This is a genomic window from Vibrio sp. TMPB1044, from assembly GCF_030442075.1.
Lineage (GTDB): Bacteria > Pseudomonadota > Gammaproteobacteria > Enterobacterales > Vibrionaceae > Vibrio > Vibrio satsumensis.
In genome coordinates, this window is the sequence record NZ_JAUJED010000051.1 from 1 (window position 1) to 17,698 (window position 17,698).

Annotated in this window: 17 protein-coding genes; 15 read left to right on the forward strand and 2 right to left on the reverse strand. The window is 45.2% G+C overall.

Features of this window, described 5'->3' with window-relative positions:
* Positions 1–447: 447 nt before the first annotated feature.
* From QQ041_RS21975 to luxS, 9 genes are all read left to right on the forward strand, one after another.
* Positions 448–705 carry an oxaloacetate decarboxylase subunit gamma gene (locus tag QQ041_RS21975; protein WP_046209161.1) on the forward strand — a complete coding sequence of 86 codons (258 nt, stop codon included), beginning with the start codon at positions 448–450 and terminating at the stop codon, positions 703–705.
* Between the two features lie 31 nt (positions 706–736).
* A complete protein-coding gene (gene oadA, locus QQ041_RS21980; RefSeq protein ID WP_239848426.1) occupies positions 737–2,521 on the forward strand; it encodes a sodium-extruding oxaloacetate decarboxylase subunit alpha in 1,785 nt (594 codons plus the stop codon).
* 9 nt (positions 2,522–2,530) lie between these two features.
* Entirely contained in the window at positions 2,531–3,661 is a 1,131-nt protein-coding gene (locus QQ041_RS21985; RefSeq protein WP_019825842.1) for a sodium ion-translocating decarboxylase subunit beta, read from the forward strand.
* 170 nt (positions 3,662–3,831) lie between these two features.
* A complete protein-coding gene (locus tag QQ041_RS21990) occupies positions 3,832–4,785 on the forward strand; it encodes an NADP-dependent oxidoreductase (protein WP_285955056.1) in 954 nt (317 codons plus the stop codon).
* Between the two features lie 6 nt (positions 4,786–4,791).
* The gene (locus QQ041_RS21995) at positions 4,792–5,253 is read left to right on the forward strand and encodes a YqaA family protein (protein WP_017059555.1); all 462 of its coding nucleotides are present in this window, start codon (positions 4,792–4,794) and stop codon (positions 5,251–5,253) included.
* Between the two features lie 9 nt (positions 5,254–5,262).
* The gene (locus tag QQ041_RS22000) at positions 5,263–8,121 is read left to right on the forward strand and encodes a pitrilysin family protein (RefSeq protein ID WP_285955057.1); all 2,859 of its coding nucleotides are present in this window, start codon (positions 5,263–5,265) and stop codon (positions 8,119–8,121) included.
* A gap of 99 nt (positions 8,122–8,220) precedes the next feature.
* Positions 8,221–9,789 carry a glutamate--cysteine ligase gene (gshA, locus tag QQ041_RS22005; protein ID WP_285955058.1) on the forward strand — a complete coding sequence of 523 codons (1,569 nt, stop codon included), beginning with the start codon at positions 8,221–8,223 and terminating at the stop codon, positions 9,787–9,789.
* A gap of 10 nt (positions 9,790–9,799) precedes the next feature.
* Entirely contained in the window at positions 9,800–10,450 is a 651-nt protein-coding gene (locus QQ041_RS22010) for a hypothetical protein (RefSeq protein ID WP_285955059.1), read from the forward strand.
* Positions 10,451–10,474: 24 nt separating this feature from the next.
* Positions 10,475–10,993 (forward strand): S-ribosylhomocysteine lyase, encoded by a 519-nt coding sequence (gene luxS / locus QQ041_RS22015; protein ID WP_146490617.1) that lies wholly within the window; start codon positions 10,475–10,477, stop codon positions 10,991–10,993.
* A 132-nt stretch (positions 10,994–11,125) separates the two neighbouring features.
* Here luxS and QQ041_RS22020 read toward each other — a convergent pair whose 3' ends face one another.
* Together QQ041_RS22020 and QQ041_RS22025 are read right to left on the reverse strand one after the other, a co-directional pair.
* Entirely contained in the window at positions 11,126–12,397 is a 1,272-nt protein-coding gene (locus tag QQ041_RS22020) for an HlyC/CorC family transporter (protein WP_019825852.1), read from the reverse strand.
* A gap of 127 nt (positions 12,398–12,524) precedes the next feature.
* A complete protein-coding gene (locus QQ041_RS22025) occupies positions 12,525–13,319 on the reverse strand; it encodes an inner membrane protein YpjD (protein ID WP_019825854.1) in 795 nt (264 codons plus the stop codon).
* Between the two features lie 200 nt (positions 13,320–13,519).
* Here QQ041_RS22025 and ffh point away from each other — a divergent pair, with 200 nt between their 5' ends.
* The 6 genes from ffh to QQ041_RS22055 all read left to right on the forward strand — a co-directional run.
* Positions 13,520–14,914 carry a signal recognition particle protein gene (gene ffh, locus QQ041_RS22030; protein WP_146490618.1) on the forward strand — a complete coding sequence of 465 codons (1,395 nt, stop codon included), beginning with the start codon at positions 13,520–13,522 and terminating at the stop codon, positions 14,912–14,914.
* A 212-nt stretch (positions 14,915–15,126) separates the two neighbouring features.
* Positions 15,127–15,375, forward strand: a complete 249-nt coding sequence (rpsP, locus tag QQ041_RS22035) for a 30S ribosomal protein S16 (protein WP_004410028.1) — start codon at positions 15,127–15,129, stop codon at positions 15,373–15,375.
* Positions 15,376–15,399: 24 nt separating this feature from the next.
* Positions 15,400–15,954 (forward strand): ribosome maturation factor RimM, encoded by a 555-nt coding sequence (gene rimM / locus QQ041_RS22040; protein WP_017063236.1) that lies wholly within the window; start codon positions 15,400–15,402, stop codon positions 15,952–15,954.
* Between the two features lie 26 nt (positions 15,955–15,980).
* Positions 15,981–16,721 carry a tRNA (guanosine(37)-N1)-methyltransferase TrmD gene (trmD, locus tag QQ041_RS22045; protein ID WP_004735512.1) on the forward strand — a complete coding sequence of 247 codons (741 nt, stop codon included), beginning with the start codon at positions 15,981–15,983 and terminating at the stop codon, positions 16,719–16,721.
* A 59-nt stretch (positions 16,722–16,780) separates the two neighbouring features.
* Positions 16,781–17,134: a 50S ribosomal protein L19 gene (gene rplS, locus QQ041_RS22050; RefSeq protein ID WP_004735514.1), complete on the forward strand. Its 354-nt coding sequence runs from the start codon at positions 16,781–16,783 to the stop codon at positions 17,132–17,134.
* 292 nt (positions 17,135–17,426) lie between these two features.
* A partial coding sequence (locus tag QQ041_RS22055) for a transposase (protein ID WP_285955060.1) occupies positions 17,427–17,698 on the forward strand: 272 nt, incomplete at its 3' end.

Sequence of the window (17,698 nt, forward strand, 5' to 3'; positions counted from 1 at the left end):
CTTAGCTCAGCTGGATAGAGTACCTGGCTACGAACCAGGCGGTCGGAGGTTCGAATCCTCCAGAGCGCGCCACATTATTAAAAAAAGCCTCGTTTATACGAGGCTTTTTTTATGCCTGCCATATAAATGTTGATTAAATGTTAAATTTACTTAACATTTAACTTGTTGTATTTTAAGTACTTCTTGAATGCTTCTTTGTTATTCCACCTTTCTCATATCATTTCTCAGAAAAGCCCCGTTTAAGTCACAGTTTAAATATCTAAAAATGACTCATTTGACAGATTTATGTGATCTGATAGGCGAATAATTAACCTTATGTGTGCGTTATCCGTAACAGAACCTTAAACAAAATTGACAAACTTTTACCAATCGAGATAATCCATGGGTCGGGATCACTATTCGCTGAAATCCTGTACGTATGTCAGGATGACGAAGAAAGGAAGCAACATGACTAATATTGGAAGCCTGCTAGGAGATGCGGCGACTCTAATGATAACGGGGATGTCCGTTGTCTTTATTTTCCTAACTATTCTAGTTTACCTCGTTCGGTTGATGTCAAAACTGGTACCAGAAGAAGTACCAGAGCCGATCGCAGCACCTAAAAAAATTAAAAAATCACAATCAACCCCTTCAGCTGTTAGTCCACAGGTAGTGGCAGCAATTTCGGCCGCGGTTCATCAATACCGTGCGTCTACTGCTAAGTAGCATTTAAAGGATTAAAAAGGAGTTTATGAGCATGTCTAAACCACTAGCTATCACAGATGTGGTACTTCGTGACGCGCACCAGTCACTATTTGCTACTCGTATGCGTATCGAAGATATGCTGCCAATTGCGGCAGAACTGGATAAAGTCGGTTACTGGTCACTTGAGACCTGGGGCGGCGCGACGTTTGATTCGTGTATCCGTTTTCTTGGCGAGGATCCATGGGAGCGTTTGCGTGAGCTGAAAAAAGCGATGCCAAACACACCAATGCAGATGCTACTGCGTGGTCAAAACCTATTGGGCTACCGTCACTACGCGGATGATGTAGTAGAAAAATTTGTTGAACGTGCCCATAAAAACGGCATGGACGTATTCCGTATTTTTGATGCGATGAATGACGTACGTAACTTTGAGAAAGCGGTGAAAGCAACGATTGATGTTGGTGGTCACGCTCAAGGTACCTTGTCTTACACAACCAGTCCGGTTCACAACTCTGATACTTGGGTTGATCTGGCTAAGCGTCTAGAAGACCTAGGTTGTCATTCACTATGTATCAAAGATATGTCAGGTTTATTAAAGCCTTATGAAGCGGAAGAGTTAATTACACGCATCAAAGCATCGTGTGATGTTCCTCTAGCGCTACATAGCCACGCGACAACCGGTCTATCGACAGCAACAGCGGTTAAAGCGGTTGAGGCGGGTATCGATATTCTAGACACGGCGATCTCTTCAATGAGCTGTACTTACGGTCACACGCCAACTGAAACGGTTGTGGCTATGTTAGAAGGTACAGAGCGTGACACGAATCTTAAGCTTGACCAAATTGAACCTATCGCGTCTTACTTCCGCGATGTACGTAAAAAGTACGCAAAATGGGAAGGCCAGCTAAAAGGCGTCGATTCTCGTATCTTGATTGCTCAGGTTCCTGGCGGCATGTTGACTAACATGGAAGGTCAGCTGAAAGAACAAGGCGCAGCCGATCGTATGGACGAGGTTCTTGAAGAGATCCCACGCGTACGTAAAGAGCTTGGTTACATTCCTTTGGTAACACCAACTTCTCAAATTGTCGGTACTCAAGCGGTTATTAACGTACTAACGGGTGAGCGCTATAAGAGCATCACGAAAGAGACTGCAGGTCTGCTGAAAGGCGAATACGGCCAAGCACCTGCGGAAGTAGATGCTGAACTGCAAGCAAAAGTTCTGGATGGTGCAGAGCCAATTACTTGTCGCCCTGCTGATTTGCTTAAGTCAGAAATGGATACGCTAACGACGGATCTTTTAGAGAAAGCGAAATCAGAAGGCATTTCTCTAGCTGAAGATACCGTTGATGATGTACTGACTTACGCACTTTTCCCACAAGTAGGTCTTAAGTTCCTTAAGAACCGTCGTAACCCAGAAGCATTTGAACCAGCACCAACGGCAGAAGTTGCGACTCCAGTAGCTGCAGCTCCAGCGCCTGCTTCTGGTGGTATCGAAAGCTACAGCGTGAAGGTTGATGGTCAAGTTTACGATGTCGAGGTTGGCCCACAAGGTGAACTTACATCGGTAGCGCCATCTGCAAAACCTGCTCAAGCGGCTCAGGCTGCACCTGTAGCAGCTTCTGACGCTGAAGCGGTTCCTGCTCCATTGGCGGGTAACATCTTTAAAGTTAACGTTCAGGCGGGTGCTGAGGTTGCTGAAGGCGATGTTCTACTTATCCTAGAAGCGATGAAGATGGAAACGGAAGTTCGTGCTGCTCGTGGTGGTATCGTTCAAGAACTGAATGTTAAAGAAGGCGATGCAGTTACTGTAGGCGCTCCACTACTAAGCTTAGCGTAAGGGAGCACCATGGAAGGATTGATGACCTTATGGTCTGAAACAGGGATTGCGAACTTTGAGTTCGGCCAGATCTGTATGATGTTGGTTGGTTGCTTATTGTTGTTTTTGGCAATTCGCAAAGGATTTGAACCGTTACTTCTACTACCGATTGGTTTTGGTGCTGTATTAGCGAACATTCCAAATGCTGGGTTTACTGATCCAGGTGGTTTGCTTTACTACGTTTACTACATTGGTATTGAAACGGGTATTTTCCCACTGCTGATCTTTATGGGTGTTGGTGCGATGACGGACTTCGGTGCGTTGATTGCGAACCCTAAAACATTGTGGTTAGGGGCTGCGGCTCAGTTTGGTATCTTCGCGACGCTATTTGGTGCGATCTTGCTGAACTATGTTCCAGGAATGGAATTCTCGATGGCCGACGCTTCTTCCATTGCGATCATTGGTGGTGCCGATGGCCCAACCGCGATTTTCTTGGCGAGTAAGCTCTCTCCTGATCTTTTAGGTGCGATTGCAGTAGCGGCGTATAGCTATATGGCATTAGTTCCTATTATTCAGCCGCCAATCATGAAGGCGTTAACGTCTCCTGAAGAACGTAAGATCAAGATGGCTCAACTTCGTCACGTTAGCAAAGCAGAGAAGATTCTCTTCCCGCTTGCTGTACTACTGATGACGATTTTGTTCCTACCTTCAGCGACACCTCTAGTGGGTATGTTCTGTCTGGGTAACTTGATGCGTGAAGCGGGTGTGGTTGATCGCCTATCGAAAACAGCGCAAAACGAACTGATTAACGTTGTGACTATTTTCCTTGGCCTCGGTGTTGGTTCTAAGCTTCAAGCGGATACTTTCTTGAACTTAGAGACACTGGGTATTCTTGGCTTAGGTGCGGTCGCGTTCAGTATTGGTACAGCTGGTGGTGTATTGATGGCGAAGGTTCTAAACCGCTTCTCGAAAGAGGACATCAACCCATTGATTGGTGCAGCTGGCGTATCAGCGGTTCCAATGGCGGCACGTGTTGTGAACAAGGTAGGTCTTGAGGCAAATCCTCAGAACTTCTTGTTGATGCATGCGATGGGCCCGAACGTAGCAGGTGTACTTGGTAGTGCGGTTGCGGCGGGTATTCTATTAGCGCTAGTCGGTTAATGGATTACTGCTCATGTATCGTTACGTTAATTGGTCGTCAATTTACGAATGAGCGGTTAACTTAGCCTTATTAAATGGTTTATAGTCAAAGGGATGCTTTCGCATCCCTTTCTTTTTATTAATTAGGGTGCTTGCTCACTAGGGCTTTTATCAATCAAGGAAATGTGGAAATGGAAAATAAACAGATTGCGATTACTCAATTCGGCGGTGTCGAAAACCTTAGTATTCAAACCAGTGCGATTCCAGAGCCTAAGGCTGGAGAAGTGGTGGTTAAAGTTTCCTTTTCGGGCATTAATCCGATTGATGTGAAAACCCGTGCTGGCCTTGGTTGGGCAGCAGCACAAAACAAAGACAATCTACCTTGGGTGCCGGGATATGATATTTCGGGGCAAATTGTAACGCTAGGCGATCAGGCTGAACGTTTTACTGTTGGTGATAACGTGGCAGGGTTTATTGGTTTTCCACTGCAAGGTGGCGGTTATAGCCAATACGTATGTGTTCCAGAAGCGGCACTCAGCATGGTTCCTGATTCTGTCACCCTAGAAGCGGCAGCGGCATTACCACTTGCTAGTCAAACAGCAGCCCAAGCACTCAATAAAGCCGAAGTAAAAGAAGGCGATCGCGTGCTTATCTTAGCGGGCGCAGGCGGGGTTGGTCACCTTGCGGTTCAAATCGCAGTGGCAGCAAAAGCAGAGGTTTACACGACCTGCAGCGAAGCCAATCTCGACTATCTTGCAACGCTAGGCGCTCATGCTATCAACTATAAGTTTGCCCCAGCTTCAGAACGAGTTTCTGATGTTGATGTGTTGATTGATTTGGTCGGTGGCGATACCGCGCTTGATGCGTTGAAGTGCCTGAAAGACGGCGCGAGAGTCGTGACAGTACCAACTTTGTCTGCTGAGTTGATTTGTGAGAAAGCCACGCTCCTAGGTTTTACTGCATCAGGCATGTTGGTTGAACCAAACACTGAGCAAATGGACACCATGCTTTATATGGTGAGTGTTGGATTGCTTAAAACAGAAATTCAAGGTATCTACCAACTAGACGAAGCACAGTCGGCGCATCTGCAGGTTGAAACCGGACACACTAGAGGCAAGGTACTGCTTAAGATGCAAGAAGGTTGATATGCAGTGTTAGAATTCTTTAATTCCCTTTTTGAAAACATAGCGCTGTGGTTCTCTGACTCGGCGCTTTGGGTACTCTTCATCAGTGGCTTCTTGAGTGCCACGTTATTGCCCGGCGGCTCAGAAGCTAGCCTTGTTGCAGCATTGAGCCTAGATCAGTTTTCAACATCATCGATTATTCTGGTGGCGACACTTGGTAATACTTTAGGGGGCCTGACTAACTATTGGATTGGATTATGGTTGCCTAATCGAACTCAATCTGAAAAGCATGGTCATAAGGCTATGGCTTGGCTGAGTCGTTATGGCTACTGGACACTGTTATTCAGTTGGTTACCGATTATTGGTGACCCTTTGTGTCTGGCTGCGGGTTGGCTAAGAATGAAATTCATCCCTAGCGTTATTTTGATAGCGATTGGCAAAGCTGCTCGTTATAGCTTACTTGCTGCTATCTACTTCGGTTTTTTCTAAGGAGAACCAATGAAAAAGGTTTTACTTGGTACATTTTCTCTTATCGCCATTGCCGGCTGTTCTTACAATGTACCTAGCTCAACATCCTTCTTTTCCTCATTACCAGAAGGTGTCACTTTTTTAGAAGAGGTAAAGCTCTCTAAAGATAAAGTGGTGATTCCTTACACCAAATATCAGCTTGAAAACGGCCTGACAGTTATTCTTTCCCCTGATGATTCCGATCCATTGGTGCATGTTGATGTGACCTATCACGTAGGTTCAGCACGTGAAGAGATTGGTAAGTCGGGTTTTGCTCACTTCTTCGAGCATATGATGTTCCAGGGATCTGAGAACGTTGGTGACCAGCAGCACTTTAAGATCATCACTGAAGCGGGGGGGGCGTTAAATGGCACAACTAACCGTGACCGTACCAACTACTTTGAGACAGTTCCATCTAACCAACTAGAGAAAATGTTGTGGTTAGAATCAGACCGAATGGGTTTCTTATTGGATGCGGTTTCTCAGAAGAAATTCGAAGTTCAAAGAGGCACGGTTAAAAACGAACGTGCTCAAAGTTACGAAAACCGTCCTTATGGCTTGATGTGGGAACGCATGGGTGAAGCGCTTTACCCTGAAGGTCACCCTTATTCATGGCAACCTATCGGTTATGTGGAAGATCTAGACCGTGTTGATGTGAATGACCTTAAGGCGTTCTTCCTGCGCTGGTACGGCCCAAATAATGCGGTACTGACTATCGGTGGTGATATCGACGTTGATGACACGCTAGAGTGGGTGAACAAGTACTTTGGCCCTATCCCTCAAGGCCCAGAAGTTAAGGCGGCAGAGAAGCAACCTGCTGTGCTAACAGAAGATAAGTACATTACGTTAGAAGATAATATTCGTCAGCCGATGGTGCTTGTTGGTTGGCCAACAACGTATCGTGGTGAAGAGACACAAGCGTCACTGAATGCATTGTCTAATGTGTTGGGGTCAGGCACTAACAGCTACCTGTATCAAAACCTCGTAAAAACACAGAAAGCAGTCAGCGCAGGATCTTTCCATGATTGTGCTGAGCTCGCTTGTACCATGTATGTGTATGCGATGGGTAACTCAGGTGAAAAAGGCGATCTGACGGTTCTTAATAAAGAGCTGATGGATACTCTAGAGCAATTCTCGAAAGAGGGTGTTGAACAAGAACGTTTAGACCAGATCACAGGCATGGCAGAAGCGAATGCCGTTTTTGCATTGCAAAGCGTAAAAGGTAAGGTGTCGCAACTCGCGTCTAACCAAACCTTCTACGGTCAGCCAGATCGCATTGAATCGCAACTTGATCAAATCCGAGCTGTGACTCCTGAAAGCGTAAGCAAGGCATACCAAGATTTCATCGAAGGTAAGCACAAGGTGACCTTGAGTGTGGTGCCTAAGAAGCAACTCGATTTAGCGGTTCGTGAGGCGACCTTTACCACGCCGCCACGCACTTTGCCTGAATACAGCAAGGTGACAGAAGACCAACTGGATTTTAGAAAAGCACCGAACACCTTTGATCGCAGCGTGATGCCAGAAGTGAACTTTGGTGTTGAAGCTACGATGCCTGATTTGTACCGCATGCACTTTGCCAACGGCACGGATTTGATTGGAACTGTGACCAGCGAAACGCCGACAGTTCAGCTACAGATTCAACTTCCAGCCGGTGAGCGTTATGTTCGTAAAGGGCAAGAAGGCCTAGCGAATATAACCGCTTCGATGATGGAAGAAGGCTCGACAAAACGAACAGTTGAAGAGCTACAAGCGACGCTAGATAAGCTTGGCAGTAGCGTCAGCATTAGTGCGGGCAGTTACACCACGGATATTTCAGTCTCTACGCTAGAGAAAAACCTTCCTCAAACCTTAGCTATTGTACAAGAGGTTCTATTCGAGCCTAAGTTTGATGAGCAAGATTTCGAGCGTGTTAAGAAACAGATGCTAGAAGGGGTGGTATACCAGCATCAACAACCAAGCTGGATGGCATCTCAAGCAACCCGTGAAGTGCTGTTTGGCGATAGTATTTTTGCTCGTGCGAGTGATGGAACTAAAGAGTCTCTAGAATCGTTAACTCTGGGCGATGTAAAACAGTTTTACAGTCAACACTATACTCCGGAGGGAGCTAATATTGTTATTGTAGGGGACATCTCGAAGAAAGAGGTTGGAAAGCAGCTACAATTCTTTGAGCAATGGCAAGGCGAGGCGGCACCGCTGACACGCCCACAGATTGTCAAAGACCTGACTGAGCAGCGTTTGTATTTGGTTGATAAGCCAGGTGCGCCACAGAGTATCGTTCGTTTAGTTCGTAAAGGTCTGCCTTTTGATGCTACGGGTGAGCTGTATAAGAGCCAATTGGCTAACTTTAACCTAGCGGGTAACTTTAATAGCCGCATCAACCAGAACCTACGCGAAGACAAAGCATACACTTACGGTGCGAGTGGTTACTTTGCCAGTACTCGTGAAACGGGGGCAGTAGTATTTAGCGCACAGGTAAGAGCCAACGCGACAGTGCCATCGATTCAAGAGTTTATTAATGAACTGAATGAGTTTAGCCAAAGTGGATTAACTGACGAAGAGGTGAAATTTATGCGCCTTGCCGTCGGTCAACAAGATGCACTCAAATACGAAACGCCAAGTCAGAAAGCTGGGTTGTTAAGTAATATTGTTGCATTGAGCCTTGATGAAGATTACCTACAACAGCGTAATCAGATAGTTGAGACGGTCTCAAAAGAGACATTGAATGAACTATCGAAGAAATGGTTCGACCCGAATGATTATCAAATAATTGTGGTTGGTGATGCGGCTTCGCTTCGCCCGCAATTAGAAAAGTTAGATATTCCAATAGAAGAGCTTGAAATCATTCGTTAGAGTACACATTAAAGGGGGAGGGAAGAGACTCTACTTTTCTCCTCCAACCTAATTTATGATAGTTCTAATCAGAACGATATAAGATAAGTGAACTGAATTTTGACTGATTTTGCTGCGCGACTAAAGCAAGTTGCAACCAACCCTAAGACCTTCTCTCAATTTGGTCGTGGTGTTGAAAGGGAAACATTACGCTACACGGAAGATGGGCACCTTGCTACTGGGCCGCACCCTAAGGCTTTAGGATCTGCGTTGATGAACGAATGGGTAACGACCGATTTCTCTGAGTCGCTACTGGAATTTATCACGCCTGTTTCTAACGACGTTCCGACGCTTTTGAATCAGTTGTCTGATATACATCATTTCACGCAAACCAAGTTAGACGGCGAAAAACTATGGCCGCTCTCTATGCCTTGTTATGTTGGTAGTGAAGACTACATTCAGCTTGCGCAATACGGCACGTCTAACAACGGTAAGATGAAGACGCTATATCGTGAAGGCCTAAAGCGTCGTTACGGTAGTCTGATGCAGATTATTTCTGGTGTTCACTTCAACTTCTCTTTCCCAGAAAGCTTTTGGGATAGCCTATTTGGAGAACAAACAGAAGAAGCGCGTTGTGAAGCGAAGTCAGATGCTTACTTTGGTTTGATTCGTAACTACTATCGCTTTGGTTGGTTAATCCCATACTTCTTCGGTGCTTCACCTGCGTTATGTTCTTCTTTCATCAAAGGAAGAGAAACTAACCTGCCTTTTGAAAAGATTGGCGAGACACTGTACTTACCAAAAGCAACGGCACTGCGCCTAAGCGATCTTGGTTACACCAACAGTGCGCAAAGCGTATTGAAAATTGGCTTCAACAGCCTAGACCAATACCTTGAAGGTTTGAATCAAGCGATTCGTACACCATCAGAAGAATTCGCAGAGATTGGCACTAAGGTTGATGGTGAATACCGTCAGTTGAATAGCAACGTACTGCAAATTGAGAATGAGCTTTATGCTCCAATTCGTCCTAAGCGTGTAGCGAAAAATGGTGAGAAACCATCTGAAGCACTAGCACGTGCTGGTGTTGAGTACATCGAGGTTCGCTCTCTAGACGTAAACCCATTCAGCTCAATTGGTATCACGGAGCAACAAGTTCGCTTCTTAGATCTATTCCTAACGTGGAGTGTGCTAACTGACTCTGCTGAGATGGATAACTGTGAGCTTGAATGCTGGCGCGACAACTGGAACAAGGTGATCCTAGAAGGTCGTCAAGTCGGTCTAGAACTGCAAATTGGTTGTTACGGTGAGCGATTATCTCTGCAAGATTGGGCGAAGCGCGTGTTCAAAGATCTACGCTCAATTGCTGAGATGATGGATGCAGAACAAGGCGGTCGAGCTTACCAAGAAACCTGCGATACGCTTGAAGCTTGGATTGATAACCCAGAGCTAACCATTTCTGGCCAATTGCTAGAAGAGACTAAAAAGTTAGGTGGCTTAGGTAAAGTTGGCTGTGCGCTAGGTAAAACATACGCTCAACAGCACAAGGCACACCAATACAAAGTGTATTCAGCTGAGCTGATGGAAGCAGAGGTTCAACGCTCTGTGATTGCTCAGCAACAAAGTGAAGAAGCGAGCACTCAAGATTTTGACAGCTTCTTAGCGGATTATTTTTCGTATTTAAAAGCATAGCGAGACGTTGGTGGAAAGGAAGCAAGCCTTATTAGGTAAGCCTACTCGTGTGAGTAGTAAATGGTTACCTGTAGTCACTGTCGGTGTTGTCTCTAGCCTTTTGGTTGGTTGTGCAACACCACCGCCGAAACAGCAAGACAACCTATGTAGCATCTTCAGAGAGCATCCATCGTGGTACGAAGATGCCTTAGATATGCAAGAAGAGTGGGGCACACCCATCAACGTAGCGATGGCTTTTGTAAAACAAGAGAGTAGCTTTCGTCATGATGCGCGCCCACCAAAAGATTACATTCTTGGGTTTATTCCTTGGGGCCGCGTAAGCAGCGCTTATGGCTATGCTCAAGCTCAGGCCCCAGCTTGGGAAGATTTCCAAAAAGCGACCAACAATGGCGGTTCAAGAACCAACTTTGATGATGCATTGATGTTCATCGGTTGGTACACCAGTGAGACGCGTCGTCAGTTGGGTATTTCGCTGTGGGACCCATATAACCAGTACTTGGCTTACCATGAAGGTCGTGGTGGTTATAAGCGTAAATCGTATAATAGCAAACCATCTTTAATTAAGGTGGCTCGTAAAGTCGAACAGCAAGCAAAAGATTATGGCTGGCAACTGAAACAGTGCCGCAAAGAACTAGAAGACAATCGAAGTTGGTTTTTCTAAAGCCAACCGTCACGGAGAATAGCAATGCCTTTATTAGATAGTTTCACTGTTGATCACACACGCATGAACGCACCTGCAGTTCGTGTTGCTAAAACAATGCAAACCCCAAAAGGGGATACCATCACTGTGTTTGACCTGCGTTTTACTGCGCCAAACAAAGACATCTTATCTGAGAAAGGTATCCATACTCTAGAGCACCTATACGCTGGTTTCATGCGTAATCAATTGAACGGTTCAGATGTAGAGATCATCGATATCTCACCGATGGGCTGTCGCACTGGTTTCTATATGAGCCTGATTGGTACGCCTACAGAGCAACAAGTGGCTGACGGTTGGTTGGCCGCGATGAAAGACGTACTGAAAGTTGAGAGCCAGAATAAGATCCCTGAGCTGAACGAATACCAATGTGGTACCGCAGCAATGCACTCTTTGGATGAAGCGAAAGAGATCGCTAATGCGATCATCGCTGCAGGTATTTCTGTAAACAAGAATGATGAACTGGCACTGCCAGAGTCTATGCTGCAAGAGCTTAAAATCGACTAATCATTGTTAGCGGTGAGTTAGATATTAAAAGGCCCGGTTCAATGAACCGGGCCTTTTTTGTCAACGTATTTTAGGGCTAGGCTGTTGTCGCATGTGAGCTTGTGATTACTTAGCTATTCTAATAAGCCAATTTTATCCATTTACGATCTGCGGGAACACACGTACCAGTTTGATTCGGTTCTCTTCGAGCTCAACAATTTCCATTGGATGACTGGCAACCTGAACACTGAGGTGACTCTCTGGAATATCTTCAAGATGTTCTAGTATCAAACCATTCAGCGTTCTTGGGCCATCGGTAGGCAGTGCCCACTGTAAGCCTTTGTTGATGTCTCGGATATTGGCGCTGCCTTCAATCAAGAAGCTGCCATCGCTTTGCGGAGTAATTTCTTCAGATAAGCTTGGCGCAATTGAGGTGGTAAACTCACCTACGATCTCTTCTAGAATATCTTCAAGGGTAACCAAACCATTGATATCGCCATACTCATCAACTATCAAACCGATACGCTGTTTATTGCGCTGAAACTTAAGCAGTTGAATATTGAGTGGTGTTGCTTCAGGAATGAAGTAGATCTCATCCGCTGCACGCAACAGGGTCTCTTTATTGAATTCGTTCTTTTCAAGCATCAATCGGTAAGCTTCACGTAGCCTAAGCATACCAACTACTTCATCTATTTGGTCACGATACAGCACCACGCGGCCATGGGGCGAGTGAGTCAGTTGACGAACGATAGATTTCCAGTCGTCATTGATGTCGATACCAGTAATCTCATTACGCGGCACCATGATGTCGTTCACGGTGACATGTTCCAAATCCAGAATAGACACCAACATATCTTGGTGACGCTGAGGTATTAAGCTACCTGCTTCATTTACCACGGTTCTAAGCTCTTCTGAGCTCAAGTGGTCGGTCGCATCGTGACTGGCTTTAACACCTAAGATACGAATGAAGCCGTTGGTAATGAAGTTGACCAAGATCACCAATGGTGACAGCACCTTCATCAGTATCATCAAAAGGATGCTACTCGCGTAAGAGACACGTTCAGGAAATAGAGAAGCGATGGTTTTTGGTGTTACCTCGGCGAATACGAGGATCACTAGAGTCAGGGTACCAGTAGCGATAGCTACACCGATATCCCCGTAGATGCGCATACCAAGAATAGTAGCGATCGCAGATGCAAGAATGTTGACGAGATTGTTGCCGATGAGAATAAGGCCAATCAATCTGTCTGGGCGGTTCAGAAGTTTTTCTACGCGTTTGGCACCTTTATGACCCGTATTGGCCAAGTGCTTTAAACGGTAGCGGTTCAGGGACATCATGCCCGTTTCGGAACCAGAGAAATAACCAGAAATTACAATGAGACACGCGAGTAGCGCAAATAAGATACCCGTTGATATGTCGTCCAAAACTATTCTTTTCCTATTTGTGTATCTTGATTAATTTATGACCGAACATGGTCGAGATGTCAATTGAATGTATTGCACTCAATATTTTAAAGGCAAGGTATGTGAGACCTTGCCTTTATTTTACAGACTAGTTCAGGATGATTTCCTGAACGAAGCGGCTACCGAAGTAGGCTAATGTGAGCATGCTGGCGCCGGCTAGGGCGAACCAAGTGACTTTCTGTCCACGCCAACCTTTCTGATAATGACCCCATAGAAGGATGGAGTAGATAACCCAAGCGATAAAAGACAACACAGCCTTGTGTGCTTTACCTTGAGCAAACATATCTTGTACGAAAATGAGACCTGTCAACAAAGTACCCGTTAATAAGCCATTACCAATCAGAATGATCTTGAAAAGCTGTCTTTCTACCATCATTAAAGGAGGTAGGTTAGGGTTGATCACCAACGCTTTTTTCTTTTTAAGTTTGTGATCTAGCCACGCGAGCTGCAGAGCGTACAGTGCACCGATAGTTAGTGTCGCGTATGAGAATAGAGCCAAAGAGATATGAACGAGCAGTTTAGGGTCATTCTCTAGATGCTTGATGAAGGTGCTTGGAAGAAAAGTAGCAGCCATCAAGTTTAGTGCAGCGAAGCTATAAACGACGGGCAAGATAAACCACAAACGAGTTTTGAGCATAGCGCCGCTCATAACCACAGATATGATTAAGCTGATTAATGAAGCAACGTTCAAGATACTGAGGTTTTGGCCACTAGCATTAAAAATCAAATCGCCAAGCAACCAAGCATGGAAAGCTAGAGCAAGTAATGCGCTGATAAACACCGTTTTTACACGGATTCCTGTTTGGTGCACGAGACCTGGAATGATCGTGGAAATCGCCATTGTATAAAGAAAGGCTGCTGCGATCGCAATAAGACTGTCCATGGTATCCATTTAAATGATTACTAATTGGTGAATTATACCTCGCATCGCTCTTTGGGGCTATGGCGAACCTCATTCAATTCCAAGTGAATAATGTCTCACATCACAAGCACGGATGATTAAGGCTCTACAACGGGTATGACTCTAATCCGCGCTAATGTATACTCACAGTAATAGTCGCAGTTTTGAGCGAAGAGAAAACTATGTTTGATAATTTAACGGATCGTCTATCCAAAACGCTGAAGAACATCAGCGGTAAAGGTCGTCTGACCGAAGACAACATTAAAGAGACGCTGCGTGAAGTACGTATGGCGCTACTTGAAGCCGACGTTGCACTGCCAGTTGTCCGCGATTTTGTTAAGCGCGTAAAAGAAGGCGCTGTAGGTGTTGAGGTTTCTAAATCTCTAACGCCTGGTCAAGAATTTATTAAGATCGTTCAAGCTGAACTTGAAGCGGTGATGGGTGAGTCTAACGAGGCTCTTAACCTAGCAGCGCAGCCGCCAGCAGTTATCTTAATGGCGGGTCTACAAGGTGCGGGTAAAACTACATCGGTAGGTAAGCTATCTAAGCTTCTAACTGAGCGTGACAAGAAGAAAGTCTTGGTTGTGTCTGCCGACGTTTACCGTCCAGCGGCGATCAAACAGCTTGAAACGTTAGCAAGCGATGTTGGCGTAGACTTCTTCCCATCTTCAGCTGATCAAAAGCCTCTTGATATTGCAAACGCTGCAATCGATCACGCGAAGAAGAAATTCTACGACGTTCTACTTGTCGATACTGCCGGTCGTTTGGCTATCGATGAAGAGATGATGGGCGAGATCAAAGAGCTTCATACTGCAATTAATCCAGTAGAGACACTGTTCGTTGTTGATGCAATGACAGGTCAAGATGCTGCGAACACGGCAAAAGCTTTTGGTGATGCGCTACCACTAACCGGTGTTATCTTGACGAAAGTTGATGGTGATGCGCGTGGTGGTGCTGCTCTGTCTGTTCGTCATATCACAGGCAAACCGATTAAATTCTTAGGTGTTGGTGAAAAGACTGACGCACTAGAACCGTTCCACCCAGATCGTGTTGCTTCTCGTATCTTAGGTATGGGCGACGTACTGTCTCTTATTGAAGACCTACAAAAGAACGTTGATACCGAGAAAGCTGAGAAACTGGCTAAGAAGTTCAAAGAGAAGAAAGGCTTTGACCTTGAAGATTTCCGTGAACAGCTAGGTCAGATGCAAAACATGGGCGGCATGATGGGCATGATGGATAAGCTTCCAGGCATGTCTCAGCTACCAGATAACGTTAAAGATAAAGTTGATGACAAGATGTTCAAGCAGATGGAAGCGATCATCAACTCTATGACTATGAAAGAGCGTCAACGCCCTGATCTAATCAAAGGTTCACGCAAAAAGCGTATTGCCGCTGGTTCTGGTACACAGGTACAAGATGTAAACCGTATGCTTAAGCAGTTCACCCAAATGCAGAAGATGATGAAGAAGATGCAGAAAGGTGGCATGAAAGGCATGATGCGCAACATGCAAGGCATGATGGGCGGCGGTGGAGGTATGGGCGGAATGGGTGGTGGCTTTAACCCGTTTGGTCGATAATCTACAAATGTAAGCTTTAGCTACGTTACTTTTCATAGTGTTAGCCGTGTCACAGAAAGTGTACGGCAGCTATGTTGGTGAAAAAATAGCTAAAGCCCTTGCATTACACCGGAATAAGAGTAAAATTCCGGGGCTTTAATTTGGCACGAGACCCCAAGCTATTTACTTATACTTGGGGTTAATTATTTTATTAAGAAAGCAAAGAGGACGACATGGTAACCATTCGTTTGGCACGTCACGGTGCAAAGAAGCGCCCATTTTATCAAATCGTAGTTGCGGATAGCCGTAACGCTGCAACTGGCCGTTTCATCGAGAAAGTAGGTTTCTTTAACCCTACTGCTCAAGGTCAAGAAGAAGGTCTACGTCTAGACCTAGATCGTGTTAACCACTGGGTTGGTCAAGGCGCATCTCTATCTGATCGTGTAGCTAAGCTAGTTAAAGACGCTCAAAAAGCGGCTTAATTCTTTTTTAAAGAGAAATAGCTTATGTCGATGAAGGGTAAAGAAACTATGAGCGAGCAAAACAATAGAATTGTCATGGGTAAACTTGGGTCTACCTATGGTATTCGTGGCTGGCTTAAAGTGTTCTCCTACACAGACAATGCTGAAAGCATATTTGATTACAGCCCTTGGTATTTAAACCTAAAGGGCAAGTGGGTTGAGTACAAAGTTGAGAGCTGGAAACGTCATGGCCAAGGTTATGTATGTAAGCTAGCGGGATTAGATGTTCGTGAAGACGCGCAACTGATGACTAACTTTGAAATTGCTATTGACCCTGCTTCGTTACCTGAATTGTCAGAAGATGAATTCTACTGGCGCGAATTGTTCGGTATGCAAGTTTTTACCACTAAAGGTTACGACCTTGGTGAGGTCACTGACCTATTAGAAACTGGCTCGAACGATGTTCTAGTAATCAAAGCAAATCTTAAAGATGCTTTTGGCCAAAAGGAACGGTTAGTACCGTACCTTGAAGAGCAAGTGATCAAGAAAGTTGATCGCGAAGCTCGCCGGATCGAAGTTGACTGGGATCCTGGATTCTAACTCCAAATTACAGAGCGAGAGAACACATGTGGGTTGGCATTATTAGCCTTTTTCCTGAAATGTTCCGTTCTGTTACTGATTTTGGAGTAACAGGTCAAGCGGTTAAAAAAGGTCTTTTATCTATTGAGACATGGAATCCTCGTGATTTCACTCATGATAAACATCGCACTGTTGATGACAGACCTTACGGTGGTGGTCCTGGCATGTTAATGATGGTTCAGCCTTTGCGCGATGCTATCCAAACTGCCAAGCAAGCAGCACCGGGAAAGACGAAAGTAATCTATCTTTCACCTCAAGGTCGTAAACTCGACCAGAAAGGTGTTGAAGAGTTGGCAACAAACGAGAACTTGCTTCTTATTTGTGGCCGCTATGAAGGGGTAGATGAGCGCATTATTCAATCTGAAGTCGACGAAGAATGGTCGATTGGCGATTTTGTGATGACGGGTGGCGAACTGCCAGCCATGACGTTGATTGATTCAGTCTCTCGGTTTGTTCCGGGTGTACTTGGAGATTTCGCTTCAGCAGAAGAAGATTCTTTTGCAAATGGTTTGCTAGATTGTCCCCATTATACGCGCCCTGAGGTGCTAGACGATAAAGATGTGCCATCGGTACTCAAGTCTGGAAACCATAAGGACATTCGTCGCTGGCGATTAAAACAATCGTTGGGCCGAACTTGGCTAAGAAGACCAGAGCTCCTGGAAAACCTAGCTCTGACTGACGAACAGGAACAATTACTGGCTGAATTCATTAAAGAGCAACGCTCTTAACGAAAAGCAAGCAGTAACCTATTAAATTTAGTATCAGTTTATTCTAGGAATTTATACAAATGAGCAACATCATCAAGGCTCTTGAAGAAGAGCAACTAAAATCAGACCTTCCTAAATTCGCACCAGGTGACACTGTTGTAGTTCAGGTTAAGGTAAAAGAAGGTGACCGTGAGCGTCTACAGGCTTTCGAAGGCGTTGTAATCGCTATTCGTAACCGTGGTCTACACTCTGCATTCACAGTTCGTAAGATCTCGAACGGTGAAGGCGTAGAGCGTGCGTTCCAAACTCACTCTCCAATGGTTGATAGCATCGAAGTTAAACGCCGTGGTGCAGTACGTCGTGCCAAGTTGTACTACCTACGTGAGCGTTCTGGTAAGTCAGCTCGTATTAAAGAGAAGCTTACTAAGAAGTAATTCTTTTTGCATTCTATCGATAAAAGCGGAGCCATTTGGCTCCGCTTTTTTGTGCCTGCTAGTTAGAGCTTTGAAAGTAAGAGATCCCCAACTCTTTCGTTCCTCATTCTTGGGGATGACGACTGGAAAGTAGGCTTAAATGCAACCGTCATTCCCTAGACTGACGAAGGAGTAGGGAAACTCTTTTGGTAAACACCAAACTATCGGCAATAAAAAAGGATTGACGCAAACGCCAACCCTTTAATGATGTGACCCCATAAAAGTAGACACTTAATACAGAGCATTGAGTGTAATGAAAGTAAAATCACAAAGACAATATACAGACGAATTTAAACGAGAAGCTGTTCAGCGATCTCTCGATTCTTCTGACACCGTTAAGTCAGTAGCACTATCCTTAGCACTATCCTTAGGAATATCGCCGGTGCTACTTTCTAAATGGAGATGCCAAATGACGTCGAAGAAGACCAACTCCCTCCCAATACCTAACCACGGTCCCGAAACATCCGTTACACAACTGGAGAAAGAGATCCGTCAATTGAAAAAGAAGCTTGAGATGGCAGAGCT